This is a genomic window from Halanaerobacter jeridensis (assembly GCF_016908315.1).
Taxonomy (GTDB): domain Bacteria; phylum Bacillota; class Halanaerobiia; order Halobacteroidales; family Halobacteroidaceae; genus Halanaerobacter; species Halanaerobacter jeridensis.
Window position 1 is genome coordinate 52051 of sequence record NZ_JAFBDQ010000001.1, and the last position, 23391, is coordinate 75441.

At 32.0% G+C, this 23391-nt stretch carries 25 protein-coding genes; 23 read left to right on the forward strand and 2 right to left on the reverse strand.

The genetic code is table 11. The features are described from left to right. Nucleotides 1-64 precede the first annotated feature (64 nt). Nucleotides 65-493, forward strand: coding sequence for a transcription antitermination factor NusB (gene nusB / locus JOC47_RS00285; RefSeq protein ID WP_204699962.1), 429 nt, complete (start codon nucleotides 65-67; stop codon nucleotides 491-493). Next, complete coding sequence (locus JOC47_RS00290) at nucleotides 486-1442, forward strand: Kae1-like domain-containing protein (protein ID WP_204699963.1); 957 nt, start codon at nucleotides 486-488, stop codon at nucleotides 1440-1442. Before nusB ends, JOC47_RS00290 begins: the two co-directional genes overlap by 8 nt. Before the next feature lie 180 nt (nucleotides 1443-1622). On the opposite strand, the gene JOC47_RS00295 is transcribed toward JOC47_RS00290, so the two are convergent. Both JOC47_RS00295 and JOC47_RS00300 read right to left on the reverse strand, forming a co-directional pair. Next, on the reverse strand, nucleotides 1623-1889 hold the full coding sequence (locus tag JOC47_RS00295; RefSeq protein WP_204699964.1) for a hypothetical protein: 267 nt from the start codon (nucleotides 1887-1889) through the stop codon (nucleotides 1623-1625). Between the two features lie 158 nt (nucleotides 1890-2047). Beyond that, nucleotides 2048-2398 (reverse strand): ribonuclease H family protein, encoded by a 351-nt coding sequence (locus JOC47_RS00300; protein ID WP_204699965.1) that lies wholly within the window; start codon nucleotides 2396-2398, stop codon nucleotides 2048-2050. Nucleotides 2399-2724: 326 nt separating this feature from the next. Here JOC47_RS00300 and folD point away from each other — a divergent pair, with 326 nt between their 5' ends. The 21 genes from folD (at nucleotide 2725) to spoIIM (ending at nucleotide 23380) form a co-directional block, all read left to right on the forward strand. Next, nucleotides 2725-3585 (forward strand): bifunctional methylenetetrahydrofolate dehydrogenase/methenyltetrahydrofolate cyclohydrolase FolD, encoded by an 861-nt coding sequence (folD, locus tag JOC47_RS00305; RefSeq protein WP_204699966.1) that lies wholly within the window; start codon nucleotides 2725-2727, stop codon nucleotides 3583-3585. Nucleotide 3586: 1 nt separating this feature from the next. Then, nucleotides 3587-4819, forward strand: a complete 1233-nt coding sequence (xseA, locus tag JOC47_RS00310) for an exodeoxyribonuclease VII large subunit (RefSeq protein ID WP_239550828.1) — start codon at nucleotides 3587-3589, stop codon at nucleotides 4817-4819. A 77-nt stretch (nucleotides 4820-4896) separates the two neighbouring features. Next, the gene (gene xseB / locus JOC47_RS00315) at nucleotides 4897-5133 is read left to right on the forward strand and encodes an exodeoxyribonuclease VII small subunit (protein WP_204699967.1); all 237 of its coding nucleotides are present in this window, start codon (nucleotides 4897-4899) and stop codon (nucleotides 5131-5133) included. Then, a complete protein-coding gene (locus JOC47_RS00320) occupies nucleotides 5133-6017 on the forward strand; it encodes a polyprenyl synthetase family protein (protein ID WP_204699968.1) in 885 nt (294 codons plus the stop codon). Before xseB ends, JOC47_RS00320 begins: the two co-directional genes overlap by 1 nt. 79 nt (nucleotides 6018-6096) lie before the next feature. Then, nucleotides 6097-7968 (forward strand): 1-deoxy-D-xylulose-5-phosphate synthase, encoded by a 1872-nt coding sequence (gene dxs, locus JOC47_RS00325; protein WP_204699969.1) that lies wholly within the window; start codon nucleotides 6097-6099, stop codon nucleotides 7966-7968. Nucleotides 7969-8081: 113 nt separating this feature from the next. After that, nucleotides 8082-8891: a TlyA family RNA methyltransferase gene (locus JOC47_RS00330; RefSeq protein ID WP_204699970.1), complete on the forward strand. Its 810-nt coding sequence runs from the start codon at nucleotides 8082-8084 to the stop codon at nucleotides 8889-8891. 53 nt (nucleotides 8892-8944) lie between these two features. Then, on the forward strand, nucleotides 8945-9802 hold the full coding sequence (locus tag JOC47_RS00335; RefSeq protein WP_204699971.1) for an NAD(+)/NADH kinase: 858 nt from the start codon (nucleotides 8945-8947) through the stop codon (nucleotides 9800-9802). A gap of 17 nt (nucleotides 9803-9819) precedes the next feature. Then, a complete protein-coding gene (gene argR / locus JOC47_RS00340) occupies nucleotides 9820-10275 on the forward strand; it encodes an arginine repressor (protein WP_204699972.1) in 456 nt (151 codons plus the stop codon). Between the two features lie 12 nt (nucleotides 10276-10287). Next, nucleotides 10288-11985 (forward strand): DNA repair protein RecN, encoded by a 1698-nt coding sequence (recN, locus tag JOC47_RS00345; RefSeq protein ID WP_204699973.1) that lies wholly within the window; start codon nucleotides 10288-10290, stop codon nucleotides 11983-11985. 423 nt (nucleotides 11986-12408) lie between these two features. Continuing rightward, nucleotides 12409-13575, forward strand: coding sequence for a SpoIVB peptidase (spoIVB, locus tag JOC47_RS00350; RefSeq protein WP_338035298.1), 1167 nt, complete (start codon nucleotides 12409-12411; stop codon nucleotides 13573-13575). Between the two features lie 93 nt (nucleotides 13576-13668). Continuing rightward, the gene (spo0A, locus tag JOC47_RS00355; protein ID WP_204699974.1) at nucleotides 13669-14460 is read left to right on the forward strand and encodes a sporulation transcription factor Spo0A; all 792 of its coding nucleotides are present in this window, start codon (nucleotides 13669-13671) and stop codon (nucleotides 14458-14460) included. 146 nt (nucleotides 14461-14606) lie between these two features. Further along, the gene (steA, locus tag JOC47_RS00360) at nucleotides 14607-15728 is read left to right on the forward strand and encodes a putative cytokinetic ring protein SteA (RefSeq protein WP_204699975.1); all 1122 of its coding nucleotides are present in this window, start codon (nucleotides 14607-14609) and stop codon (nucleotides 15726-15728) included. A gap of 10 nt (nucleotides 15729-15738) precedes the next feature. Further along, nucleotides 15739-16323, forward strand: a complete 585-nt coding sequence (locus JOC47_RS00365) for a copper transporter (RefSeq protein WP_204699976.1) — start codon at nucleotides 15739-15741, stop codon at nucleotides 16321-16323. Nucleotides 16324-16327: 4 nt separating this feature from the next. Further along, nucleotides 16328-16993, forward strand: coding sequence for a glycosyltransferase (locus JOC47_RS00370; RefSeq protein WP_204699977.1), 666 nt, complete (start codon nucleotides 16328-16330; stop codon nucleotides 16991-16993). Nucleotides 16994-16997: 4 nt separating this feature from the next. Continuing rightward, complete coding sequence (locus JOC47_RS00375) at nucleotides 16998-17804, forward strand: glycosyl transferase family 4 (protein WP_204699978.1); 807 nt, start codon at nucleotides 16998-17000, stop codon at nucleotides 17802-17804. Between the two features lie 147 nt (nucleotides 17805-17951). Continuing rightward, nucleotides 17952-19481 carry a sodium-dependent transporter gene (locus tag JOC47_RS00380; RefSeq protein WP_204699979.1) on the forward strand — a complete coding sequence of 510 codons (1530 nt, stop codon included), beginning with the start codon at nucleotides 17952-17954 and terminating at the stop codon, nucleotides 19479-19481. Between the two features lie 2 nt (nucleotides 19482-19483). Continuing rightward, nucleotides 19484-19579 carry a MetS family NSS transporter small subunit gene (locus JOC47_RS00385; protein ID WP_204699980.1) on the forward strand — a complete coding sequence of 32 codons (96 nt, stop codon included), beginning with the start codon at nucleotides 19484-19486 and terminating at the stop codon, nucleotides 19577-19579. Between the two features lie 122 nt (nucleotides 19580-19701). Further along, complete coding sequence (locus tag JOC47_RS00390; protein ID WP_204699981.1) at nucleotides 19702-20817, forward strand: M20/M25/M40 family metallo-hydrolase; 1116 nt, start codon at nucleotides 19702-19704, stop codon at nucleotides 20815-20817. A 106-nt stretch (nucleotides 20818-20923) separates the two neighbouring features. Then, nucleotides 20924-22006, forward strand: a complete 1083-nt coding sequence (locus tag JOC47_RS00395; RefSeq protein ID WP_239550829.1) for a DUF3866 family protein — start codon at nucleotides 20924-20926, stop codon at nucleotides 22004-22006. A 77-nt stretch (nucleotides 22007-22083) separates the two neighbouring features. Beyond that, on the forward strand, nucleotides 22084-22740 hold the full coding sequence (locus tag JOC47_RS00400; RefSeq protein WP_338035286.1) for a hypothetical protein: 657 nt from the start codon (nucleotides 22084-22086) through the stop codon (nucleotides 22738-22740). Further along, a complete protein-coding gene (gene spoIIM / locus JOC47_RS00405) occupies nucleotides 22733-23380 on the forward strand; it encodes a stage II sporulation protein M (RefSeq protein ID WP_204699982.1) in 648 nt (215 codons plus the stop codon). Before JOC47_RS00400 ends, spoIIM begins: the two co-directional genes overlap by 8 nt. Nucleotides 23381-23391 lie beyond the last annotated feature (11 nt).

The window sequence follows — 23391 nt, forward strand, 5'->3', positions numbered from 1 at the left end:
TGATACTATATGGTAATAGTGAATAATTAAATAGATTATAACAGTAAAAAAAGGAGCGATTGTAATGAAAGAAGAAATTAATAGACATCAAGCACGAGAAATTGCTGTACAATTTTTATATCAAATGGATATTAATCAAAATAGTTTAGAAGATAATTTAAATAATTTAAAAGAAGAACATCCGGAATTGAATTTAAAAGATAGTTTTGTGATAGACTTAATTTTTGGAGTTAATGAAGAGTTAAATGAAATTGATAAACAGATTAATGAAAATGTTACTAATTGGAAAGTTAAACGGATGGCTAAAGTGGACCGGAATATTATTAGGTTAGCTGTTTATGAGATGTTATATCAAGATGATATTCCTTCAGCAGTTTCAATAGATGAAGCAGTAGAATTAGCTAAGAGTTTTAGTAATCAAAAGTCAGCTAAATTTGTCAATGGCGTTTTGGGTCGTCTAATTGATGAATTGGAGTTAAATGATAATGAGTAAAGACTTAATCTTAGGGATTGATACTAGTAATTATACTACTTCTGCTGCTTTAGTTGCTCAGACAGGAGAGTTAGTTACTCAAAATAGGGCTAGATTAGAAGTTGAAAAAGGAAATCGTGGATTGCGCCAATCTAAGGCAGTCTTTCAACACGTTGAAAAGTTACCAGAAATCATTAATGAAGTGATTGCTGGTCATCAAGAACAGATAGTAAAAATAGTGGTTAGCAGTAGACCTCGAAATGAAGCAGATTCTTATATGCCAGTGTTTAGAGTAGGAGAGGGCCAAGCTGCAACATTAGCTCAGGCTTTGAATGCTTCCTTAGAAAAAGTTTCTCATCAAGCGGGACATTTAATGGCTGGTTTATGGTCCAATGAGATTTATCATTCAGAGCGTTTTTTAGCTTTGCACCTATCAGGAGGGACTTCTGAATTATTGCTTGTTAACGAGAAAGAAAATGCTAGTTTTGAAATTGAAAAAATAGGAGGTAGTCAAGATTTAACAGCAGGGCAGTTTATTGATCGGGTAGGAGTGAAATTAGGTTTGTCTTTTCCAGCCGGACCGGAATTGGAAAAGTTAGCTCAACAAGGTTCTGAAGATACTGTTGATATACCACATTCTGTACAAGGATTAGAAGTTAGTTTTTCGGGACCATGTTCAGCAGCAATGCGGGAAATTGAAGCAGGAAAAAATAAAGCAGATATTGCACTAGGAGTGCAACAGTCAATAGCTCATTCATTAATTGAGGTCTTATCTAAGGCAGTAAAAGAATATGATTGCCAAGATGTTCTATTAGTAGGTGGAGTGATGGCTAATCAATACCTAAGAGATAAATTAAAGGCTGATTTAGAAGAAAAAAATTCAGACACACAGCTTTACTTTGCTGACCCCCGCTGGAGTAGTGATAACGCCGTGGGAACAGCCGCAATTGGGTTAAAGTTTGATAACTAGTCTCGTCACTAAGTAATTCAGCATAGATTTTAAGCGCTATGCTGAAGCCATGAGCAGTCATGTTTTTTAGACTGTAAATGAACAGCTGCAATTGGTTTAAAGCTCTAATAATTAGGCCCGTGAAGTTGTAATGAGCTCAAAGCAGAGTGATTTCATTAAGCCATGAACAGTCTTGTAAAATTATAATTCTGTGAAGTCTTTATTTTGACGATAATTTTCAAGTATATTTTTAGCTTTTTCATCAGCAATTTTCATATTAACTGTCTGTTTTTTCTGCATATTTTTTTCGAATGCTTGATTAGGATTAGGGCACTTGCTAAGAAAGGAATAAAAATCAATAAATTTTTTAGTTTCCGATTCTAATTCTAATTTAATAACTACGCCTGAACTTTTTTCATTGTTTTCAGGATTGATTAAATCAAAGAATTGTTTGATTAGCTTGGCCATTTTGCTAACTCCTTTCATTTTTAATTGTTATATAAAGTGTAACTTAGAGATTACTTAGCAAGCATTTCTTCATTAACCTAAATTTAATATCACTGCGAAAAACTTGCTAAGTAATCTAATGATAGTTTTACTTTAATGGTAAGACTGCCAGTTACACTTTACATAGAAATTATTTCATAACCATCTGCAATGTAATCTTCCATGGCTGGATGACCAGACATATTTCCTATAACAGGTAAGTCATGCTCTTGGGCAAATTCTAGAGTCCCCATTTTGTTAGCGCAGGCTTTACAAATACCATCTAAAAGGTCTAAATCCCGACATTTTTGATATTGTTTAGAAAAAGGTTTATCAGGATTATGTAATTGAGGTAATAATTGTGTAGAGCTCCCCTCAATAATTAGTTTAACTTCATGACCTTTTTCATGTAAATCAATTGCATTTAATAAAGCATGAGCAAAACACATCAGTTCTCCGTTAAAAGTAAAAATTGCGATTTTTTTCTTCATAACAATCTCCTTTCTTAAATTAAGTATTGTATTTATCTTTTCTTATATTAATTATAATATATATTTGTCAATATATCTAAAAAAATTATAAATTTCTACATCAAGATAGTGGGTTTAAAAGAATTTAGTACTGTATAGTATAAAAGCTTGCAGCAAATGGAAAAAATAAGAATAGGAATAGCGGATTAGTTTTTCATTATTTTTCATTTTGTGCTATAATATAATTGCTGATGAAAAATAGTTTTGAAAAAAATTATGAGTAATTAAAACTTACTCTAAAGTTAATTAAATTAAAGAATTGTAAACTAACTCAGGAGGGATGAAATATGGAAGTAAAAAGTGATAAAATTTTAGACGGGAAAAAAGTAGCTGAAAAAGTAGAAGATAATTTAGAAAGTGAAATTAAAAGTTTGAAAGAAAAAGGGATTGAACCGGGCTTAACAGTTGTTCTAGTTGGAAATGACCCAGCTTCACAGGTTTATGTATCATATAAAGAGAAGGCTTGTAAGCGAGTAGGAATCAATTCGAATATAGTTGACCTACCACAAGATGTAAGTCAAGAAGATTTATTAGCTGAAATTGAAGATTTAAACAAAGACGAGCAGGTTGATGGAATTTTAGTACAACTTCCACTGCCAGAACATATTGATGAAGAAAAGGTAATTGAATCTATTGTACCTGAAAAAGATGTAGATGGATTTCATCCTGCTAATGTAGGACGTTTAGTAACGCAAGGAGATATGGATTTGGCGCCTTGTACTCCTAAAGGGATTATAGAAGTGTTAAACGAATATAATATAGATATCGAAGGTAAAGAAGCAGTGATAGTTGGAAGAAGTAATATTGTTGGGAAACCTATAGCAAATATGTTACTGCATAATAATGCCACGGTAACAATTTGTCATAGTCGGACTAAGGATTTAAAGGCGCATACCTCTCAGGCAGATATATTGATTGCTGCAGTAGGACGGGAAGAATTTATTACAGCAGATATGGTGAAAGAAGGAGCAATAGTGATTGATGTAGGTATTAATCGAACTGATGATGGTTTAGTAGGAGATGTTGAATTTGAAGCTGTAAAAGAAAAAGTTGCTGCTATTACTCCAGTGCCTGGTGGAATTGGCCCGATGACAATTGCTACGTTATTAGAAAATACTATTACCGCTTGTGAACAAAGACGGGGGTAATATGGCAGATTTGATGGAAGAAGTATTAACAGTTTCACAATTGAATGATTATATTAAAGGGGTCTTGCAGTATGACCCCAATTTGCAGCAGGTATTAGTACAAGGAGAAGTTTCTAATTACTATTGTCATTATGCCTCAGGTCATGTTTATTTCACCCTTAAGGATGAGGATACCCAATTAAAAGCGGTTATGTTTAATCGGGTTAAAGAAAAAGTTGAATTTGAATTAGAAGATGGAATGGAAGTTGTTTTAGAAGGTCAAATCACAGTATATCCGCCTCGGGGCGAATATCAGATTCAAGTATCTGATGTCCAACCTAAAGGTACTGGGGCGTTACATATTGCTTTTGAGCAGTTGAAGAAAAAATTAGAAAAAGAAGGGCTTTTTAAAGAGCAGCATAAGAGAGAATTACCAGAAATACCACAAAAGATCGGAGTTATTACTTCACCTACTGGGGCAGCGATTAGAGATATTATTAGTGTTGTGAAACGTAGATTTACTAATGTTTCATTATTGATTGCTCCTGCTACTGTACAAGGTGATAATGCTGAGCCTACTTTACTCCGGGGCTTAGAATTGTTAAATGATCAATTTGATGTAGATGTGATAATTATTGGTCGCGGAGGAGGGTCTTTAGAGGACTTATGGGCCTTTAATAAAGAAAAATTAGCCCGGGCGATTTTTAATTCGAAGACTCCAGTTATTTCAGCAGTGGGCCATGAAACTGATTATACTATTTCAGATTTTGTAGCTGATTTAAGGGCACCCACCCCTTCAGCAGCTGCAGAATTAGTAGTTTCTGATCGTCAAGAATTAAAGAAGTATTTACAGCGGTTGATTAATAACTTAAATGCTGCGATTAATAATAAATTAGAGCAAGAGGAACAAAGATTAGATAATTTGATTTCTAAATCTGCTTTTAGATTATTTCCAGATCGAATTAATGAAAATGCTCAAAAAATAGATGACTTAGCTCAACGCTTAGATAAAAACATGACTAATTTATTAGCTGCTAAAGAGGATAAATTAGAGGCGGTCATAGGTAAATTAGATTCATTATCTCCCCTGCATACTTTAGGTCGTGGTTATAGTTTAACTAGAAGAGTAGATAACGAGGAAAAGGTTAAATCAATTACAGAAGTAGAAGTGGGGAATGAAGTAGAGGTTATTGTGCAGGATGGGGAATTGATCTGTGAAGTAAAGGATATTAAACAAGAAAATGAATTTGAATAACTAAGGTTTTCATGCAGGTAATAGTAATTTGATAGAGAATAACTAAAGTTGAATTAAATTGTAAGGGGTTGTTGATTATGGAGGAGCAAGAGCTATCTTTTGAAGAAGCAATATCTCAATTAGAAGAAATTATTGAAAATTTAGAAGATAAGGATATTTCACTAGATGAAGCATTACAAAAATATCAACAAGGCGTTAAATTGAGCAAATTTTGCTCTAATAAATTAGAACAAGCAGAAGAAAAAATAGAGATCATTAGAGATGAAGAAGGGACTATCGAGTTAGAAAATTATACGGAAGAAGGTAGTTTGTAATGGCGATTAAAACATTTATTTCTAAGAAAAATAAAATAATTAATCAAGCTTTAGATAACTATCTTCCCGCAGCAGATTTAAAACCAAGTAAATTACATCAATCGATGCGTTATAGTGTTTTGGCTGGCGGGAAACGTTTACGGCCTATTTTAACTTTAGTAGCAGCAAAATTAGTAGGTGACTTAGCTGAAGAAGATGTTTTGCCAGCTGCTTGTGCAGTAGAGTTAGTTCATAATTACTCTTTGATTCATGATGATTTGCCAAGTATGGATGATGATGATATTAGACGAGGCCAACCTAGTAATCATAATAAGTTTAGTCCTGCGCTAGCTATTTTAGCTGGGGATGCTTTATTAACTTTAGCTTTTGAGTTGCTTAGTGATATTAAAGCAGTCGATGCTAAAAAAATAAATATGATCACTAAAGAATTAGCTGAAGGGGCTGGCCATCAAGGTATGGTCGGTGGGCAAGTAGTAGATATTGAATCTGAAGGAAAAGAAATTGATAGTCAAGAATTAGATTATATTCATCGTCACAAAACGGGTGCTTTACTTAAAACTTCAGTTAGAATTGGTGCTTTAATGGGAGGAGCTAAGTCTGAAGAATTAACTGCATTAACTACTTATGCTGAAAAAATTGGTTTAGCTTTTCAAATTGTAGATGATATTTTAGATGTTGAAGGTTCATCTGAAAAGTTAGGTAAGGCAGTCGGTAGTGATTCTAATAAGGATAAAGCTACTTTTCCAGCTATCTATGGTTTATCTGAATCCAAAGAATTAGCGGCTGAAACTGTAGAAGAAGCTAAAGAGGCATTAGATATCTTTACTGATGAGGCCAACATTTTAAAGGAATTAGCTGATTATATTATTCAAAGGGATTATTAGATAAAAATTTGAAGCGATAATTCTTGTAAGTATTGAATTATAGTGGGATAAATATTCGTAAATGAAGGTGATATTTAATATGAAAGAATTACTTTCTCAAGTGAATTCTCCGGAAGATATTAAGGGATTCAATTATGAACAATTAGAAAATTTAGCTCAAGAAATTAGAGATGAAATAATAATAAATTTATCTGAAACTGGAGGACATTTAGCTTCCTCGCTGGGAGTAGTAGAATTAACTTTAGCATTGCATACTGTTTTAGATAGTCCGCAAGATAAAATAGTTTGGGATGTAGGTCATCAGTCTTATGCTCATAAAATGATTACAGGTCGTAAAGAAGAGTTTAAAACTTTGCGGCAATTAGATGGCTTAAGTGGTTTTCCTAAAAGGTCAGAAAGTGAGCACGACCATTTGAATGTAGGCCACAGTAGCACTTCGATTTCGGCAGCGTTAGGAATGGCTTCAGCGCGAGATTTGCAAGGACAAGATCAGACAATAGCAGCTGTAATTGGCGACGGTGCTTTGACAGCTGGTATGTCCTTTGAAGCTTTAAATCATGCTGGTCATTCTGGCAAAGATTTATTAGTAGTATTAAATGATAATGAGATGTCTATTTCAGAAAATGTAGGTGCTATGTCAAATTATTTAAGTAAAATTCGTAGTAATCCGTACTTGCATCAAGTGGAAAAAGATGTAGGTAAGATTTTGAATAAGATTCCTGCTTTCGGGAATCAAATAACTAAGACTGCTGCTAGATTGAAAAATAGTTTAAAGTTTTTAGTTATTCCTGGTATTTTATTTGAAGAAATGGGTTTTACCTATTTAGGACCTATTGATGGTCATAATGTAAAAGCTACGATTGAAACTATAGAAAATGCTAAAAATATTGAAGGTCCGGTTTTGCTGCATACTATAACTACTAAGGGAAAAGGATATAAAATAGCCGAAGATAATCCATCTAAATATCATGGTGTAAGTCCTTTTAATATTAGAACAGGTAAGAAGAAAAAGACACGTGATAAACCAACTTATACTAATATCTATAGCCAACAATTAACTGAACTAGCAAAAGAAGACGAAGGAATTGTAGCTATTAGCGCTGCGATGGAAAAAGTGGTAGGAGATTTTAAAGATGAATTCCCAGATCGTTTTTATGATGTAGGAATTGCTGAGCAGCATGCAGTTACATTTGCTTCAGGTCTAGCTCTACAAGGAATGAAACCTTTTGTCACAATCTATTCTACTTTCTTACAGCGAGCTTATGATCAATTGGTACATGATGTTTGCTTGCAGAAAGCTCCAGTTAAATTAGCTTTAGACCGGGCTGGTATAGTAGGTAAAGATGGAGAAACTCATCAAGGTGTCATGGACTTTTCTTATCTGCGTCATATGCCTAATATGACAGTTATGGCTCCTAAAGATGAAAACGAACTTAAAGCAATGGTTAAAACTGCAGCCGAATATGATGAGGGTCCAATTGCTTTTAGATATCCACGCGGAGAAATAATAGGTGTAGAAGAAGAGGGTAGAGTAGATACTCTTGAAATAGGTACAGCAGAGCTTCTTAGAGAAGGAAAAGATGGATTAATACTAGCGGTTGGATCGATGGTGCCTAGAGCACTACAAGCTGCTCAAGAGTTAGCAGATGCAGGAATTGATTTAACAATAGTTAATAGTCGCTTTGTCAAACCATTAGATGAAGAATTAATTACTAAATTAGTTAAAGAACATGACTATTTATTTACTGCTGAAGAGCATTTGCTGCAAGGTGGTTTTGGTAGTGCTGTAGCAGAATTAATAGTTGACAATAATTTGGATATTAATGTAAAGAGAATTGCTTTACCAGATAAATTTATAGAACATGGTTCTCAAGATGATTTGTTAGCTCGTTATGGTTTAGATGTAGATGGAATTAAAAAACAAGTAAAAGCAGTGATCAGTAATCAGTAACAGCCGAAATCAAAACTAATATAGAGATTTGGCATTGCCAAGTCTAAATACAACATTTATGTTAAAATTAAATTTTGAAGTTGGTATTGCGATATATAGTTAGGAGGAAAAAAATGCCTAAAGAAAGATTAGATAAAATATTAGCTAAACAAGATCAATTTAGAAGTCGTTCTCAAGCTAAACGAGCTATTATGGCTGGTTTAGTTTATGTTAATGATCAGCAAATAGATAAAGCAGGTACTCAAGTAGATACTGAAGCTGATATTCGTGTTAAACAAGATATGCATTCTTATGTTAGTCGAGGTGGATTAAAGTTAGAAAAAGCTATTAAAGAATTTAATCTTGATTTAAGTGATAAAATTGTTGTTGATATTGGAGCATCAACAGGTGGCTTTACTGATTGTTCCTTACAAAATGGTGCTCAAAAGGTATATGCTATTGATGTAGGTTATAATCAATTAGCATGGAAATTACGTAGTGATGATCGAGTAGTAGTAATGGAAAAAACTAATGCTCGTTATTTAGAAGCAAATGATATTGCAGAGCAGGGAGATATTGGAGTGGTAGATGTAGCATTTATTTCTCTAACTAAGATTCTTCCGGCTCTGCAAAAGTTATTAAAAGATGATAGTGAAATTGTGACTTTAATTAAGCCTCAATTTGAAGCTGGTCCTGATAAAGTAGGAAATAATGGGGTTGTTAAAGATCCGGCTATTCATAAAGAGGTTATTAATAAAATTTTAGATTTTGCTGTGAAGCAAGGATTAACCCCTGAACAATTATCTTATTCTCCAATTACAGGAGGAAAAGGTCATAATATAGAATATTTAGCATATTTTAAATGTGGAGTTAATGATGAAGAGGAAAAGTTTCAGCAAGAAATAAAGCAGGTAATTAAGGAAGCACATAATTCGTTGCAGTAATTTGATTTTTGGGTTAAGTAGATGGATTTTGGTTCTGAATGGAGGTAAAATTTATGCAAAAAATTGGTTTAATTGCTAATACAGAAAAATCACAGTCGGTAGAAAAATTAAATCAAGTCTGTGATTGGTTAGAAATGCATAATTATGAATTTTGCTTAGATGAAAATACTGCTGAATTAGTTGATAGGCAGGTTAATTATAAATTTTATAATTCATTAGTGGAGGAAGTAGATCTAATAATAGTCTTCGGTGGTGATGGAACTTTTTTAAAAGCTGCCCGAACTTTTGTTACTAGTGATGTACCTATTTTAGGAATCAATTTAGGTCAATTAGGCTTTTTAACTGATATAGAAGTAGATAGATTAGAAGAAGGATTAGAAAAATTAATGGCCGGAGATTATACTATAGAGGAACGTATGACTTTAGAAGGAAGAATAATTAGAGAAGAAGAAGTTATTAATCGTGTAATTGCTATTAATGATTTGGTAATAACCAAAGGGCCTTTTTCGCGAATTATTAAATTAGATACTTTTGTTGATGATGAGTATTTAGCTACTTATCCTGGAGATGGGTTAATTGTAGCTTGTCCAACTGGGTCTACAGCTTATTCTTTATCAGCTGGAGGGCCAATTGTAAATCCGAAATTAAATTCATTAATTATAACTCCTATTTGCCCTCATACTTTACATTCACGTTCTATTATTGCTACTGAAGATGAAGAAATCAGAGTGGAAATTGATGCTGATCATAGTGATGTGATGCTCACAGTTGATGGTCAAGATAGTTTTTCAGTGAAACCAAGTGATACAATTAAAATAAAGAAATCAGATTTAAAAGCTAAATTAATCAAACTCGATGATTATAATTTTTATAATATTTTACGTAATAGATTGCAGAGAAGTCAGTTTTGATTTAGGGGGGGAAGAGATTGAAAAGTAAAAGACAGTTAAAAATTATGGAAGTAATTAAAGAAGAAAATATTCAAACCCAACAAGAATTGGCAGCAAAGCTTAGGCAAGAAGGAATAGAAGTGACTCAAGCTACTGTATCTCGTGATGTTAAACAATTGGGTTTAATTAAAGTACCTAGTGAAGAAGGTGGCTATAAATATTCTTTACCGCCGCGCCATAAAGAAAAAGTAAATGCTACTTCGCGGATGAAAAGAATGTTTCAAGATTCAGTAATTAATATTGATTATAGTGAAAATTTAATTGTAGTTAGTACTTTGCCCGGAACTGCTCAAGGTGTAGCAGCTTTAATAGATAATAGTGATTGGAAGCATGTAATTGGTACTATTGCTGGTGATGATACTATTATGTTAGTTATAAAGCCTAAAAAGAAAGTTGAGGCTGTAATTGAAAAATTAGAAAGTTTAACCAGTTAGGAGGCGGATCCAGTGTTAACTGACTTAGTAATTGAAAATTTTGCTTTAATTAAAGAAATGAATTTGAATTTTAGAGAAGGACTTAATATTTTCACTGGAGAGACTGGGTCAGGAAAATCAACTGTAATTAAAGCTTTAGATATGTTACTAGGAGCTCGAGCATCTACAGACTTTATCAGACATGGCGAAGAAAAAGCTATTATTGGAGCTTGTTTTGATATCAAAGATAATCAGGAAGTAAAGGATAAAGCTGATGAATTAGGAATTTCCTTATCTGAAGATGATAATTTAATATTAAGACGAGAAATAAATAAATCTGGTAATAATAAATCACGAGTAAATGGTCAAGTTGTTACTTTAGAATTAACCCGAAAATTAAGTAGGTCATTAATTGATATTCAAGGGCAGCATGAATATCAGTCATTACTTAGTTCTCAAGAACAATTAGAACTACTAGATGAGTTTAAAGGAGCAGAAATTAATGATTTGAAAGAAGACTTAGCTGTAATAGCCAAAGAATTAAAAGCTAAACAAAAAAAATTAGATGATTTAAATCAAGATCAAAAAGAAAGAGAAAGAAGAATTGACTTACTTAAGTTTCAATTAAATGAAATTGAAGAAGCAGAGTTAGAAGTTGGAGAATATGAAGAATTAATGTCTGAAAAGAAACGTTTAGATAATGCAGAAGAAATAAGTAAAACTGTAAGTGAGGCTTATCAACGTATTTATGAAAGTGATATGCATCAATCAGGTATTTTAGATGATTTAAATCAATTACTTAAGGAATTAAGAAATTTGCCAGTTATGGATGAGCAATTAAAAGAAACTTTAGATTTATTAGAACAAGTATCTTATGATTTAGAAGAAGTTTCTTTTCAACTAAATGATTATCAAAATGATATAGAATTTAATGAACAGAGATTAGCAGTAATTATAGAGCGATTGGATTTAATTAATAATTTGAAAAGAAAATATGGTGATACAATTGAAGAAATATTAGAGTATCATCAAGATATCAAATTAGAATTAGATGAATTAAAAAATAGTAAAGAACGTAAGTCGCAAATAAAATCTGAAATTGCTGATTTGAAAGAAGAATATTTCAAATTAGCAGAACAACTAACAAAAATCCGTAAAAATGTAGCGGCAAATATAGAAGAAAAAGTATTAAAACAATTAGATGATTTATCAATGCCTGAAGTTAAATTTAAAATTAAGTTTACTGAAACTGATAATTTTTCTGCTAATGGAAAAGATAAAGTTGATTTCTTAATTGCTACTAATCCAGGAGCAGAATTAAAAAAATTAGCCAAAATTGCTTCCGGAGGAGAACTATCTCGAGTAATGTTAGCTTTAAAATCAATCACGGCTGACTTAGGTCAATTATCTACTCTTGTATTTGATGAAATTGATGCAGGAATTGGTGGTAGAGTTGCTAAGTTAGTAGCAGAAAAATTAGTATTTTTAACTAAAAGCCATCAGGTACTATGTATTACTCATTTACCCCAAATTGCTTGTATGGCTGATCAACATTATTTGATTAAAAAAGAAGTAAATGATAATAGTGCGCAAACAACTGCTGAAGCTTTAACAACAGATAAGCAGACTAAAGAATTAGCTCGTATGTTAGCAGGTAATATTAATACGACTACTTTGGGACATGCAACTGAACTCATTCATAAGGCTGCTGAAAAGAAAGATGCTATTTAAGAAAACAATTTGTAAAAAAATAACTGAATAGATTAAAAGAAATTGGGTATTTCTAATTATAAGAAGAAAATTATTAAATTTGTTTGCTTATGTTGTGGGGGAGAGACTTAGTTTGTCCCTCCGGGTCTCGAAGAGCGTGAGACCCTTCGTGTAGCCCGAAGCGCTGTGATTTGAGCAAGTTTAGGTGCGCAATCAGTATGCTTAGATCTACCCTAGTTGCTTACTTTCTACACAGGTGGGGATTGTGTAGGGGATGAGATAATGAATAAGTATTCTAAAGTTGTAGTAATTAATCTAGTATTAATTCTAGTCTTAAGTTTTTTCTTTCCTAATTTTGCATCATTTTTGGGTTTGCCTTCACATTGTCATTTAATAAAAGGATGACAGGAAAATTTAAATCCTAAATTACCTCTTGCTGTTCAGATCAGTGTAAAAAAACCTGGAAATTTAAAGATTAATGGGCAACAGATTACTGCTGATGGTTTAAAAGTTAATTTAAGGAAGAAATTGGCTCTTAAATCAAATACAGTAGGTAAATATAATTTAGATTTTAAATTATTTGGGATCATTCCTATTCGAAGTATGGTGATAGATGTTTTCCCAGAGGTGAAAGTGATTCCAGGTGGTCATTCAATTGGAGTTATTTTACAATCAGATGGAATTATGGTTGTTAAATCTTCATTTGTAGTTGATAGTAAGGGGCATAAACGATATCCGGCTCTAAATGCAGGATTAGAAGTAGGAGATAAATTATTAAAAGTTAATGGAGTCTCAATAAAGAATAAGTATCATTTAGCTCAATTAATTCAAAATTTTGGTAAAGAGGACGAAAAGTTAAGATTTAAAATTAAAAAGCAGAATGGGGTAATAGTTTCTAAAACAGTAACACCAGTTGTAAATAAAGAAGGTCAGTATATGATTGGAATTTATGTAGATGATGGTGCTGCTGGGGTAGGAACTATATCATTTTATGACCCTCAGTATAAATCTTATGGAGCATTAGGCCATATGATTACAGAAGCTAATACCCAATTACCCATTGATATTGCTAAGGGAGAAATTGTTAAAGCTTATATTTCAGGTATTCAACAAGGGAAATCAGGTATTCCTGGAGAAAAATTGGGTACTTTTTTTAAACGACAAGGATTAATTGGAGATATTAAAAAGAATAATCGTTTTGGTATTTATGGTCAATTATTTACTGGGTTACAAAATCCGTATTTTGATCAAGCAATTCCTGTGGCTAGTTCTTTAGAAGTTAAAGAAGGAGCAGCTAAAATTTATACTGTAATTAACGGTGGTACTGTAGATTCTTTTGATATTAATATTGAAGAAGTTAAAAAACAATATAAACCTGCTGAAAAAGGTTTAATAATTAAAATTACTGATCAAGAGTTATTAAATCAGACAGGTGGTATTGTACAGGGAATGAGTGGTAGTCCGATAGTACAAAATAATAAATTAGTGGGTGTAGTTACTCATGTGTTTGTTAATGATTCAAGTAAAGGCTATGGGATTTTGGCCCAGTGGATGCTGATGCAGACAAAATACTGGGAACAAACTAAAAAAACCAGAGAAAAAGTTTCCTAATCTCTGGTTTTTTTTATTTTATAAGAAGGAGTTTGGAAATATATGTAGAAACATATTTAAATAGGAAAAACAATAAAAATAAGGAGGAGTAAAATGACACAAGAATCCGAAATTAAGGTTATGTTAGTGGATGATAATAAGGATTTCTGTAATTTGTTAGAAGAATTTTTGAATCAACAAGATGGGTTTACAGTGGTAACGACTGCTCATGATGGTGTAGATGCTTTAGAAGAAATTGAAGCTAATGAGTTTGATGTATTAGTGCTTGATGTAATTATGCCTCAGCTTGATGGAATTGGAGTTTTAGAAGAGGTAAAAGAAAAAGGCTGGAAAGAAGATTTTAAAATAATCATGTTAACTGCATTTGGTCAGGAAGATTTAACACAACAAGTGGTTGACTTGGGCGCTGATTATTATATTTTAAAACCATTCGACTTAGACAAATTAGCTAGTAGAATTAAACAGGTGATGGAGCCTACTACTAATAATGGGAATAACGATTATATAATCAAAAAAGATAATCAACAAAAAGTTAATATTGAAGAACGTGTGACTGAAATTATGCATAATATAGGAATCCCAGCTCACATTAAAGGATATTTATATTTACGACAGGCAATTACAATGGTAATTAAGGATATAGAATTATTAGGAGCAGTAACAAAACAATTATATCCGTCTGTGGCTGAAAAATTTGATACTACTGCTAGTAGAGTAGAGAGAGCAATTAGACATGCGATAGAAGTAGCATGGAAAAATGGTAATACTAAAGCTATTAATGATATTTTTGGTCATTCAATTACAAGTTCTACAGGAAAACCAACTAATTCACAATTTATAGCTAAAATTGCTGATAAGTTAAGAATTGAGATGAAGGTCAGCTAAGGGATTAGGCTTAAGCCTAGTCTCTCTTTTTATTTTTTGGCAAAGGATTAAAGTATAATTTTTATACTATTAGATATACTATAAAGTAAGATATAATTATTAATCTAAGAGCTGTTAAATATGTAGTTGTCTGGAGGCTTTAATTGATGAAAATTGAAGGCGCTGTTAGATTAGGGAGGAAAACGAAAGAATTAGTAAAAGAGTTAAAGCCTAATGAAATTGCAGTCATTGATCATCAAGATGTTGACCAGTTAGCAGCTAAATCATTAATTAGGTCTAAAGTTAAAGCGGTAATTAATAATAGTCAATCTATTAGTGGAAGATATCCTAATTTAGGGCCTAAAAAGTTAATTGAAGCAGGTATAGCTGTAATCGATTGTTGTGATAAAAATTTGTTTGATATTTTAGAAAATGGAACTAAAATAAAAATTAAGAATGAGAAAATATCTACCTCAGGTAATTTTGTAGCTCATGGTAAAGAATTAAATAAATCCGATATAAATCAAAAGTTAAAATTAGCGCAAGAAAATTTAGCTAATGAATTAGATAAATTTATTGATAATACTTTGAACTATGCTAAAAAAGAAAAGAATTTAATTTTAGGTTTAGATGTTCCGCCTATTACTACAAATTTAGCAGGGAAAGAAGTATTGATTGTTGTTAGGGGGAGCGATTATCGCCAAGACTTAGAAACGGTGGCTTCTTATATTCAGCAAGTTAAACCAGTTTTAATTGGAGTTGATGGAGGTGCAGATGCTCTATTAGAATATGGATTTCAAGCCGATATCATTATTGGAGATATGGATAGTGTAAGTAATCAGGCTTTACGACAAGGCTCTGAACTAATTGTACATGCATATCCAGATGGACAAGCTCCAGGAATGGAAAGACTTAAGAACTTAGATTTAACAGCTAAAAAGTTTCCAGCTCCGGGTATGAGTGAAGATATTGCAATGTTACTAGCCTACGAACAAGGGGCTTCATTAATTGTAGCTGTAGGGACCCATACTAATATGATTGATTTTTTGGAAAAAGGCAGATTAGGAATGGCAAGTACTTTTTTAGCTCGATTGAAAATTGGTAGTAAATTAGTAGATGCTAAGGGAGTAAATAAATTATATCAGCATAATAATTTAAAGCTAAAATCTTTCTTGCAACTATTAATAACGGCTTTGTTTCCGATCTTGACTATTATATTTATTTCTCCAACTTTAAAACAATTATTTAATTTAGTAATTATTAAATTAAAATTAAGTTTAGGAATTTAGGTGGTATAAAATGCTGGTTAATATGAAATATCATTTAGTGACTATCATGGCTTTATTTATTACTCTAGCTATTGGAATTTTAATTGGAAGTACTATTATTGGAAATGGTTCAATTAGTGAGCAACAGCAGAAACTGATTAGTGATTTAAAAGATGATTTCAAAACTTTAAGAACTGAGAATCAAAGATTTAAAGGGGAAATTGACAGGTTAGAAGAACAATTAGCTGTTAATTTAAAATACAGAAAAAAAGTTTTATCATTTTTATTTAAAGATAGGTTGAAGGGAGAAAAATTATTAGTAATAACGGGGGATAATATAGAAAAAAGAATAACTACTAAAGTTATAAATTATTTGAAGTTAGCTAATCCTGGAGTAATTAAAATATTAAAAGAAAATGATTTAGAGCAAGGAAAGTATAATAAAATAATAGTTCTTGGTAGAACAAATAAAGAAATAAAGCAGCAATATTTTAATAAAAATGCTGAGATCATTCGCTTATCCCAGGTGGAATTAAATTCTTTTTCTCAGACAGTTGATAAATTAATGAAAATTGTTGGTCAAACAACCTCTAATTTGAGTAAAGAAGGGAGATAAAAGAGTGGGTGTTTCAGTTTTAATCCCTGCTTTTAATGAAGAAGAAAGAATTAAGCTAACCATTGAAACTGTTTTTAAATTAAATGAGGTACAGGAGGTAATAGTTATAGATGATGGTTCGACTGACTCAACTTATCAGCAAGCCCTACAAACTAAAGCTAAAGTTCTGCAATTAACAGTTAATCAAGGGAAAGGTGCTGCTTTAAATTTTGGTCTAAAAGAGGTAGAGGAAGATACGATTTTATTATTAGATGCAGATGTAGGAGTAACTGCTATAGAAGCACAAAAGTTAATAACCCCTGTTATTAAAAGAGAAGCAGATATGACAGTGGCTAAGTTTCCTAAAGTAACTAATCAAGGAGGTTTTGGTCTAGTAAAAAAATTAGCTACTTGGGGGTTAAAAATAATTACAGGGCAAGAATTTACCGCTCCCTTATCAGGGCAAAGAGCAGTTAATAGTAGAATAATAAAAGAAATTAATAATTTTGCTCCTGGATTTGCAGTAGAAGTGGCTTTAACTATAGCAACTTGGCAAGCTGGATTTAAGATAAAAGAAATAGCAGTAGATATGTGTCATCGAGTTACCGGTAGAAATTTAAAAGGCTTTTATCATCGAGGGCAGCAATTTAAAGATATTGCAGTTGTTTTAGTCTCTGCACTAAGGGAGTGAAATAATGGCTATCTTGCTGGTGGTTTTAAGTACTATTTTTTTAACTAAGATTTCTTTTGTTTTAGTTTTTGATTTTTTAAAATCAGGTGGCTTAGTAATTGAAAATTATCAGAAACAATTAATTCCTTATGGCTATGGATTAGTTTTTGGGATTAATTCAATAATCATATTGGTTTTAGGTACTTTAGTTGGAGTTTATGAACTTCAATTAAGTACTAGAATTATTATTTTACTCTTAACTATGACTCTAATTGGAATTATTGATGATACTTTAGGTCAAAAAGAATTTCAAGGTTTTAAAGGACATTTAAAAGCTTTGTTCTTGGAATTTACACTAACTACTGGTTTTTTAAAGATGAGTTTAAGTTTTATAGTTACTTTTTATTTATTTTTTTATTGGTATTTTGATTTATTGTCCGCCTTAGTAGCAACTTTAATTGTATTATTAGCTGCAAATTTTATTAACTTATTAGATGTTAGACCAGGTCGGGCTCTAAAGGGATTTATTTTATTATCTGGAATAGGATTATTTTTTTCATCAAATATTATATTATTAATGCCAATTTTAATTATGGTTTTATTCTTTTTACCAGTTGATTTAAAAGCTGAAGCAATGATGGGTGATGTAGGGGCTAATGTTTTAGGAGCAGTAGGAGGAGTGAATTTTATTATTAATATTTCTTCGGGGGGAAAAATATTAATGTTATGTGGATTAATAATAATAAATTTTTGTTCTGAGATTTGTTCTTTAAGTCAATTAATTTCTGGAAATAAATTATTAAATTTTCTAGACCAATTAGGAAGAAACTAAAAAAATTAACTTTTCCCAAAAAAATTATATAATAACTAAGCTAAATCATTCTAACTATTGACATTTCCTTAAATTAAATTATATAATAAAGGAGAAAACATACTAGTAGAAAAAGTATAGAGAAGAAAATGAAAAGGAGTTGAGAGTATGGAGGAGAAACGTAGTCAATGGGGAACTAGAGTTGGATTTGTTTTAGCAGCAATTGGATCAGCAATTGGTTTAGGTAATATTTGGCGTTTTCCGTATATGGCCTATGATAATGGTGGAGGTGCTTTTTTAATACCTTATTTCTTTGCATTACTAACAGCAGGTATTCCATTATTAATTTTAGAAATGGGATTAGGTCATAAGATGAGAGGTTCGGCACCTTTATCATTTAGAAAGATTAAAGAAAAGTATGAAACAGTTGGTTGGTGGGCAGTAATCATTACTTTTATAGTAACGGTTTATTATTCAGTGATTATTTCTTGGGCCATTAACTATTTGTTTTATGCCTTTAATCAAAGCTGGGGTACTGAAACCGGTGCCTTTTTCATGGGAGACTTTTTAAAAGCAACTGGATTTTGGGACTTTGGTGGTTTCGAATTTAATGTTTTGCTTGGATTAATAGCAGTTTGGGGTCTAAATTACTTTATTTTATATAAAGGTATTAAAAAAGGAATTGAAAAAGCTAGTAAAGTATTTATGCCTATTTTAGCATTATTACTCGTTTTAATAACATTAAGAGGTATTACTTTACCAGGTTCTATTCAGGGGCTTAACCATTTTTTACAACCTGATTTTTCAGTATTATTAAATCCAGATGTATGGATTGATGCTTATGGCCAGGTCTTCTTTACATTAAGTTTAGGTTTCGGAATTATGATTGCTTATGCAAGTTATTTACCTAAAAAATCTGATGTTGTAAACAATGCTTTTATGACTGCTTTTGCTAATAGTGGATTTAGTTTTTTAGCTGGTTTGGGTGTCTTTGGAGTGCTTGGATATATGGCTCAAGCCCAAGGAGTACCTTTTGAAGAAGTTGTTAGTGGAGGTATAGGTTTAGCTTTTGTTGCTTTCCCTAAAGCAATTAATTTATTGCCAGCATTTAAAGGAATATTTGGTGTTTTATTCTTTTTAAGTCTAGTAATTTCTGGTTTATCATCTACAATGTCCTTAATTGAATCTTTTTCTTCTTCAATTATGGATAAGTTTGCAATGGGACGTAAGAAAGCAATTACTCTTGTATGTAGTGTTGGATTCCTAGGTAGTTTAATTTTCGCTACAGGATTAGGAATTGGTATTTTAGATGTTATTGACCACTTTGTAATGGCCTATGGTTTAGCAGTAGTAGGATTTGTAGAGTGTATTGTAATTGGCCATTTATGGAATATTAACCGGATTAAAAATCATGTTAATTTAGTTTCTGACTTTAAAGTAGGTAATTGGTGGAACTTTGCTATTAAATATGTAACTGTTTTGGGATTAGGTTATATGTTAGTATATAAACTAATCAGAGAAGCGGGCCCACTTGTAACTGGAAACTTTGATAAATTATATGGTGGTTATCCAGTTAGTGCTATTGTCAGTTTAGGTTGGGGAGTAGCATTAGGTATTATTGCTGTTGCTTATATGATGAGACATGTAAATTGGAATCAAAATGTTAACTTAAGTCATCAACCACTAGAGGAGGAATAATCATGACTATGGGCGCGATTATCATGTTAGTATTTGGATTAGTTGTTTTGTTTGGTGGTTTAACTGTTTGTTTAAGAATTGCTCTACAAAAGAAATAGATTATTTTTCGGCTCTAGCTTGCAGTTCAGGCTAGAGCCTTTAAATTGTATTTAACTTTATTTCAACGAGGAATTAATTTCTTTTGTTTTGAATAATATAATAGTAAGGAAGGAGAATTGAGATGAAAGATAAGATTGTAAAGCAGTTTAAAGAATTAGTTAGCATTGATAGCCATTCTAAGGAAGAAGGAGAAATAGCTACCTACCTAAGTAATTTGTTAGAAGAATGGGGATTAGAGGTAACAACTGATGATGCTGGAGAAAAAATTGATGGTGAAACAGGTAATATAATTGCTAAATTAAAGGGTGACCCTGATTTGCCTACTTTGTTATTCTGTGCTCATATGGATACAGTAATTCCGGGAGAAAATGTAGAAGCAGTAATTGAAGATGATGTTATTTATAGTCAGGGAGATACTATTTTGGGTTCTGACGATAAAGCTGGAATTACTGCAATTTTAGGAATGCTAAAAGCAATTCAAGAGCGTGATATTGAGCATGGTGATATAGAGATTGTGTTTACTGTAGCAGAGGAAATAGGTTTATTAGGTGCTAAAAATTTAAATTATGATCTATTAGAGGCTGATTTAGGTATTATTTATGATTCAGGAGGTCCAATTGGAACTATAGTGACTCAGGCTCCAGCTCAAGATCAGATTAATGTTGAAGTAATAGGAAAATCAGCTCATGCTGGTTTAAATCCTTCAGGTGGAGTTAATGCTATTAAAGTTTCTAGCATGGCTATTTCAAATTTGAATTTAGGTCAAATTGATGAAGAAACAACTGCTAATATTGGAGTTATTAAAGGTGGTCATGCTACTAATATTGTACCTGATTTAGTTGAATTAGAAGGTGAAGCACGTAGTAGAGATGAAGATAAGTTAGAGCAACAAATAGAACATATGATTGATATTTTTGAAAAATCTGCTAAAAAATATTCAGCAGAAGTAAATATCGATGTAGAACGGATGTATTCTGCTTTTGATTTAACTGAAAGTGATCCTTCGGTTAAATTAGTAGTGGAAGCAGCTAAAAATTTAGGGGTAGAACCTAAATTAGAAGCTACTGGTGGTGGTAGTGATGCTAATATTTTAAATGGGCAAGGAATTGAAACGGTAAATTTAGGTGTTGGCATGACTGATGTTCATTCTACTGATGAAAATATCAAAGTAAAAGATTTAGTTGATGCGGTACGCTATTCGGTAGAGATAGTTAAAGAATCTGCTAACTTATTTTAAGTTTTAACTCTCAGTAAAGTTAAATTTGCTGAGAGTTTTTTTATTTTTTGCTCTTAAGCTGGTAATAATAAATTATGACTAAGGTTTTAATTTTAGAAAGGAGAAAATGATGATAGAGTTAAAAGAAGCTAAAGTTGAAGAAATTATTTCTCATAGATCTGCTTTAACAAAAGTAAAATTAAAAATAGGAAGGGAAATAAAAACCGCTATTAATTATGATCAGTTATCGGGCTCAATTGAAGAAGGGGATAAAGTAATTGTTAATACTTCTGCTACTTCTTTGGGGTTAGGAACTGGTGGTTATGACTTTATAGTTTATATTTTAGGGAAAGAACAGTCTTTAGCAGAACAAGGACATATAATGAAATTAAGATATACTCCCTATCAATTACAGACCTGTTCGATTGCTGAACAAGAGAATGATTTCCACGAACAATTTGCTGATGTAGATTCTTTAGCTGCTACTCCAGTGGTAGTAGGCACCTTACATAGTATGTTAGCCCCGATTGTAGCTATGATTAAGGCTAAGAGACCTCAAGCTAAAGTTGCTTATATTATGACAGATGGTGCTGCCTTAGCTTTGGCTTTGAGTGATTTGGTCTATCAATTACAAGAATTAAAGTTAATAGATTTAACCATTACGTGTGGGCATGCATTTGGGGGCCAAATAGAAGCGGTTAATATTTATTCAGCGTTATTGGGAGCTTATCTGCACGAAGTCGATATTATTGTTGTGACTATGGGCCCAGGTATTGTAGGGACTGGGACTAAATATGGATTCAGTGGTACTGAACAGGCAGATATATTAAATGCTGTTAGTAATTTAGGTGGCCTTCCGATTGCAGTACCTAGAATCAATTTTGGAGATTCCAGAGAAAGGCACTATGGTTTAAGCCATCATAGCAGAACTAATTTAGGAGAATTAGTATTAGTAAAATCATTAATAGGAATTCCTAAATTCAGCGGTCAAAGAAAAAGAATAATCCAGGAACAATTAAAAGAGGCAAAAATTAGCGATAAGCATCAGATTTTTTATAAGTCGCAGCAAGAAGTAGATTCAGAGTTAGATAATTTTGATATTAAGTTAACTACTATGGGACATAGTTATAATCAAGTTCCAGAATATTTTTTAACAGCTGGATTAGGGGGCGTGATTGCAGTAGAACAATTGGAAATAAATAGGGGTTAATTTGTAGTTTAGGGGGGAGGAAGATTAAAAATAATCAAGTTAAGACCTTAAATATAACGTATAATGCTTCAGGAGCAGTGCAAGGTGCTAAACGCGGTGATGTAGTTATGATTGTTGATGCTATTGATATGTCTACTACAGCTGAAGCAGTTTTAGATGATGGAGCAATAATGGTTTTAGGGGCTAGTCCTGATGGAATAAATGTTCCTGTAAAAGTCAATCCTAAAAAAATAGGATATCAAGCAGGGAAAGTAGCATTAAAGAATAATACTAAGGTTATAATAATTACAGAGCCTCGTTTTTCTAAACCAGAGCAAAGATTAGAAAAGATAAAAGTGGTGCGTAGGGGAATTGTAAAAAGTGGAGCTCAAATAGAAGATGTTTTCCCTAATGTTGGAGCTCAAATAACTAGATTTGCTAATTTTACAGGGAAAGTTATAATAATTGTCAGTAATAGTGGAGGAGTAGCATTTGACGCTGCCTATAATCAAGAAGCATTAAAAGTTATAACTGGTACAGTAGTTCGAACAGTATCCCAAAAAGGTATCAAACCAGTCAAAACAGCAGCACAGAGAGCAATTGCAGTAGCTACAGAGTATGGTGCAGGAATTACTATAGTAGCTGCTAGTTCTAATTCTTATGAAGATATATTAGCAGTTGATAAAATAGCAACAGCAATAATTGATTTAGGCTTTTTAGACATTAAGCAAGGTGGGATAGAAGATCATGATTAATTATGGTTATTCAATGCATAAGTTAAATTATTTTTTTCGACGCTATTCATTATTTTTATTATTAATCTTGATTTCTTTAGTTGTAGGTATTATTACTGGTAGTATTGCAGTTAAAGTTTTGTCTTATCAGCAGAAAGAAGAATTAGTTAATTATTTAGGTGATTTTTCAGGAGAAGTTGAAAAATTAATAGTTAATCGTCAAGTAGTATTTAAAGAACTTGTCTTGTCTAATTTAAAATTTGTTTTTGTTTTATGGTTATTAGGTTTAAGTTTAGTAGGAATTGTATTTATACCTCTGATTATCTTCTTTCGTGGATTCATTCTAGGATTTACAGTGGGTTTTTTGGTTGATGAAATGTTTTTTAAAGGGTTTTTATTAGCTGCGATAGCCATTTTTCCTCAAAATTTATTTATGTTACCTTCATTATTATTAGGTGCTTTATTTTGTTTAGTTTTTGCTTTTAAACTAAGTATTAGAATTGTAGGGCAAAATGATCATGCACCTAATTTTTCTACTGTAATAATTAATTATTCTTTGTTAATGTGCATGTCTGCTGGATTATTAGTGATGGCAGCAGTAATAGAAACTTATCTAACTCCGTTATTAATTAGTTTATTTAGCAATTTTTTAGGAACTTAAGCAGGAGTTTT

Bases quoted from the DNA above. Each gene is read 5' to 3' on its own strand.
- nusB (WP_204699962.1), top strand. From the start codon at position 65: ATGAAAGAAGAAATTAATAGACATCAAGCACGAGAAATTGCTGTACAA.
- JOC47_RS00290 (WP_204699963.1), top strand. From the start codon at position 486: ATGAGTAAAGACTTAATCTTAGGGATTGATACTAGTAATTATACTACT.
- JOC47_RS00295 (WP_204699964.1), bottom strand. From the start codon at position 1,889: ATGGCCAAGCTAATCAAACAATTCTTTGATTTAATCAATCCTGAAAAC.
- JOC47_RS00300 (WP_204699965.1), bottom strand. From the start codon at position 2,398: ATGAAGAAAAAAATCGCAATTTTTACTTTTAACGGAGAACTGATGTGT.
- folD (WP_204699966.1), top strand. From the start codon at position 2,725: ATGGAAGTAAAAAGTGATAAAATTTTAGACGGGAAAAAAGTAGCTGAA.
- xseA (WP_239550828.1), top strand. From the start codon at position 3,587: ATGGCAGATTTGATGGAAGAAGTATTAACAGTTTCACAATTGAATGAT.
- xseB (WP_204699967.1), top strand. From the start codon at position 4,897: ATGGAGGAGCAAGAGCTATCTTTTGAAGAAGCAATATCTCAATTAGAA.
- JOC47_RS00320 (WP_204699968.1), top strand. From the start codon at position 5,133: ATGGCGATTAAAACATTTATTTCTAAGAAAAATAAAATAATTAATCAA.
- dxs (WP_204699969.1), top strand. From the start codon at position 6,097: ATGAAAGAATTACTTTCTCAAGTGAATTCTCCGGAAGATATTAAGGGA.
- JOC47_RS00330 (WP_204699970.1), top strand. From the start codon at position 8,082: ATGCCTAAAGAAAGATTAGATAAAATATTAGCTAAACAAGATCAATTT.
- JOC47_RS00335 (WP_204699971.1), top strand. From the start codon at position 8,945: ATGCAAAAAATTGGTTTAATTGCTAATACAGAAAAATCACAGTCGGTA.
- spo0A (WP_204699974.1), top strand. From the start codon at position 13,669: ATGACACAAGAATCCGAAATTAAGGTTATGTTAGTGGATGATAATAAG.
- steA (WP_204699975.1), top strand. From the start codon at position 14,607: ATGAAAATTGAAGGCGCTGTTAGATTAGGGAGGAAAACGAAAGAATTA.
- JOC47_RS00365 (WP_204699976.1), top strand. From the start codon at position 15,739: ATGCTGGTTAATATGAAATATCATTTAGTGACTATCATGGCTTTATTT.
- JOC47_RS00375 (WP_204699978.1), top strand. From the start codon at position 16,998: ATGGCTATCTTGCTGGTGGTTTTAAGTACTATTTTTTTAACTAAGATT.
- JOC47_RS00380 (WP_204699979.1), top strand. From the start codon at position 17,952: ATGGAGGAGAAACGTAGTCAATGGGGAACTAGAGTTGGATTTGTTTTA.
- JOC47_RS00385 (WP_204699980.1), top strand. From the start codon at position 19,484: ATGACTATGGGCGCGATTATCATGTTAGTATTTGGATTAGTTGTTTTG.
- JOC47_RS00390 (WP_204699981.1), top strand. From the start codon at position 19,702: ATGAAAGATAAGATTGTAAAGCAGTTTAAAGAATTAGTTAGCATTGAT.
- JOC47_RS00395 (WP_239550829.1), top strand. From the start codon at position 20,924: ATGATGATAGAGTTAAAAGAAGCTAAAGTTGAAGAAATTATTTCTCAT.
- spoIIM (WP_204699982.1), top strand. From the start codon at position 22,733: ATGATTAATTATGGTTATTCAATGCATAAGTTAAATTATTTTTTTCGA.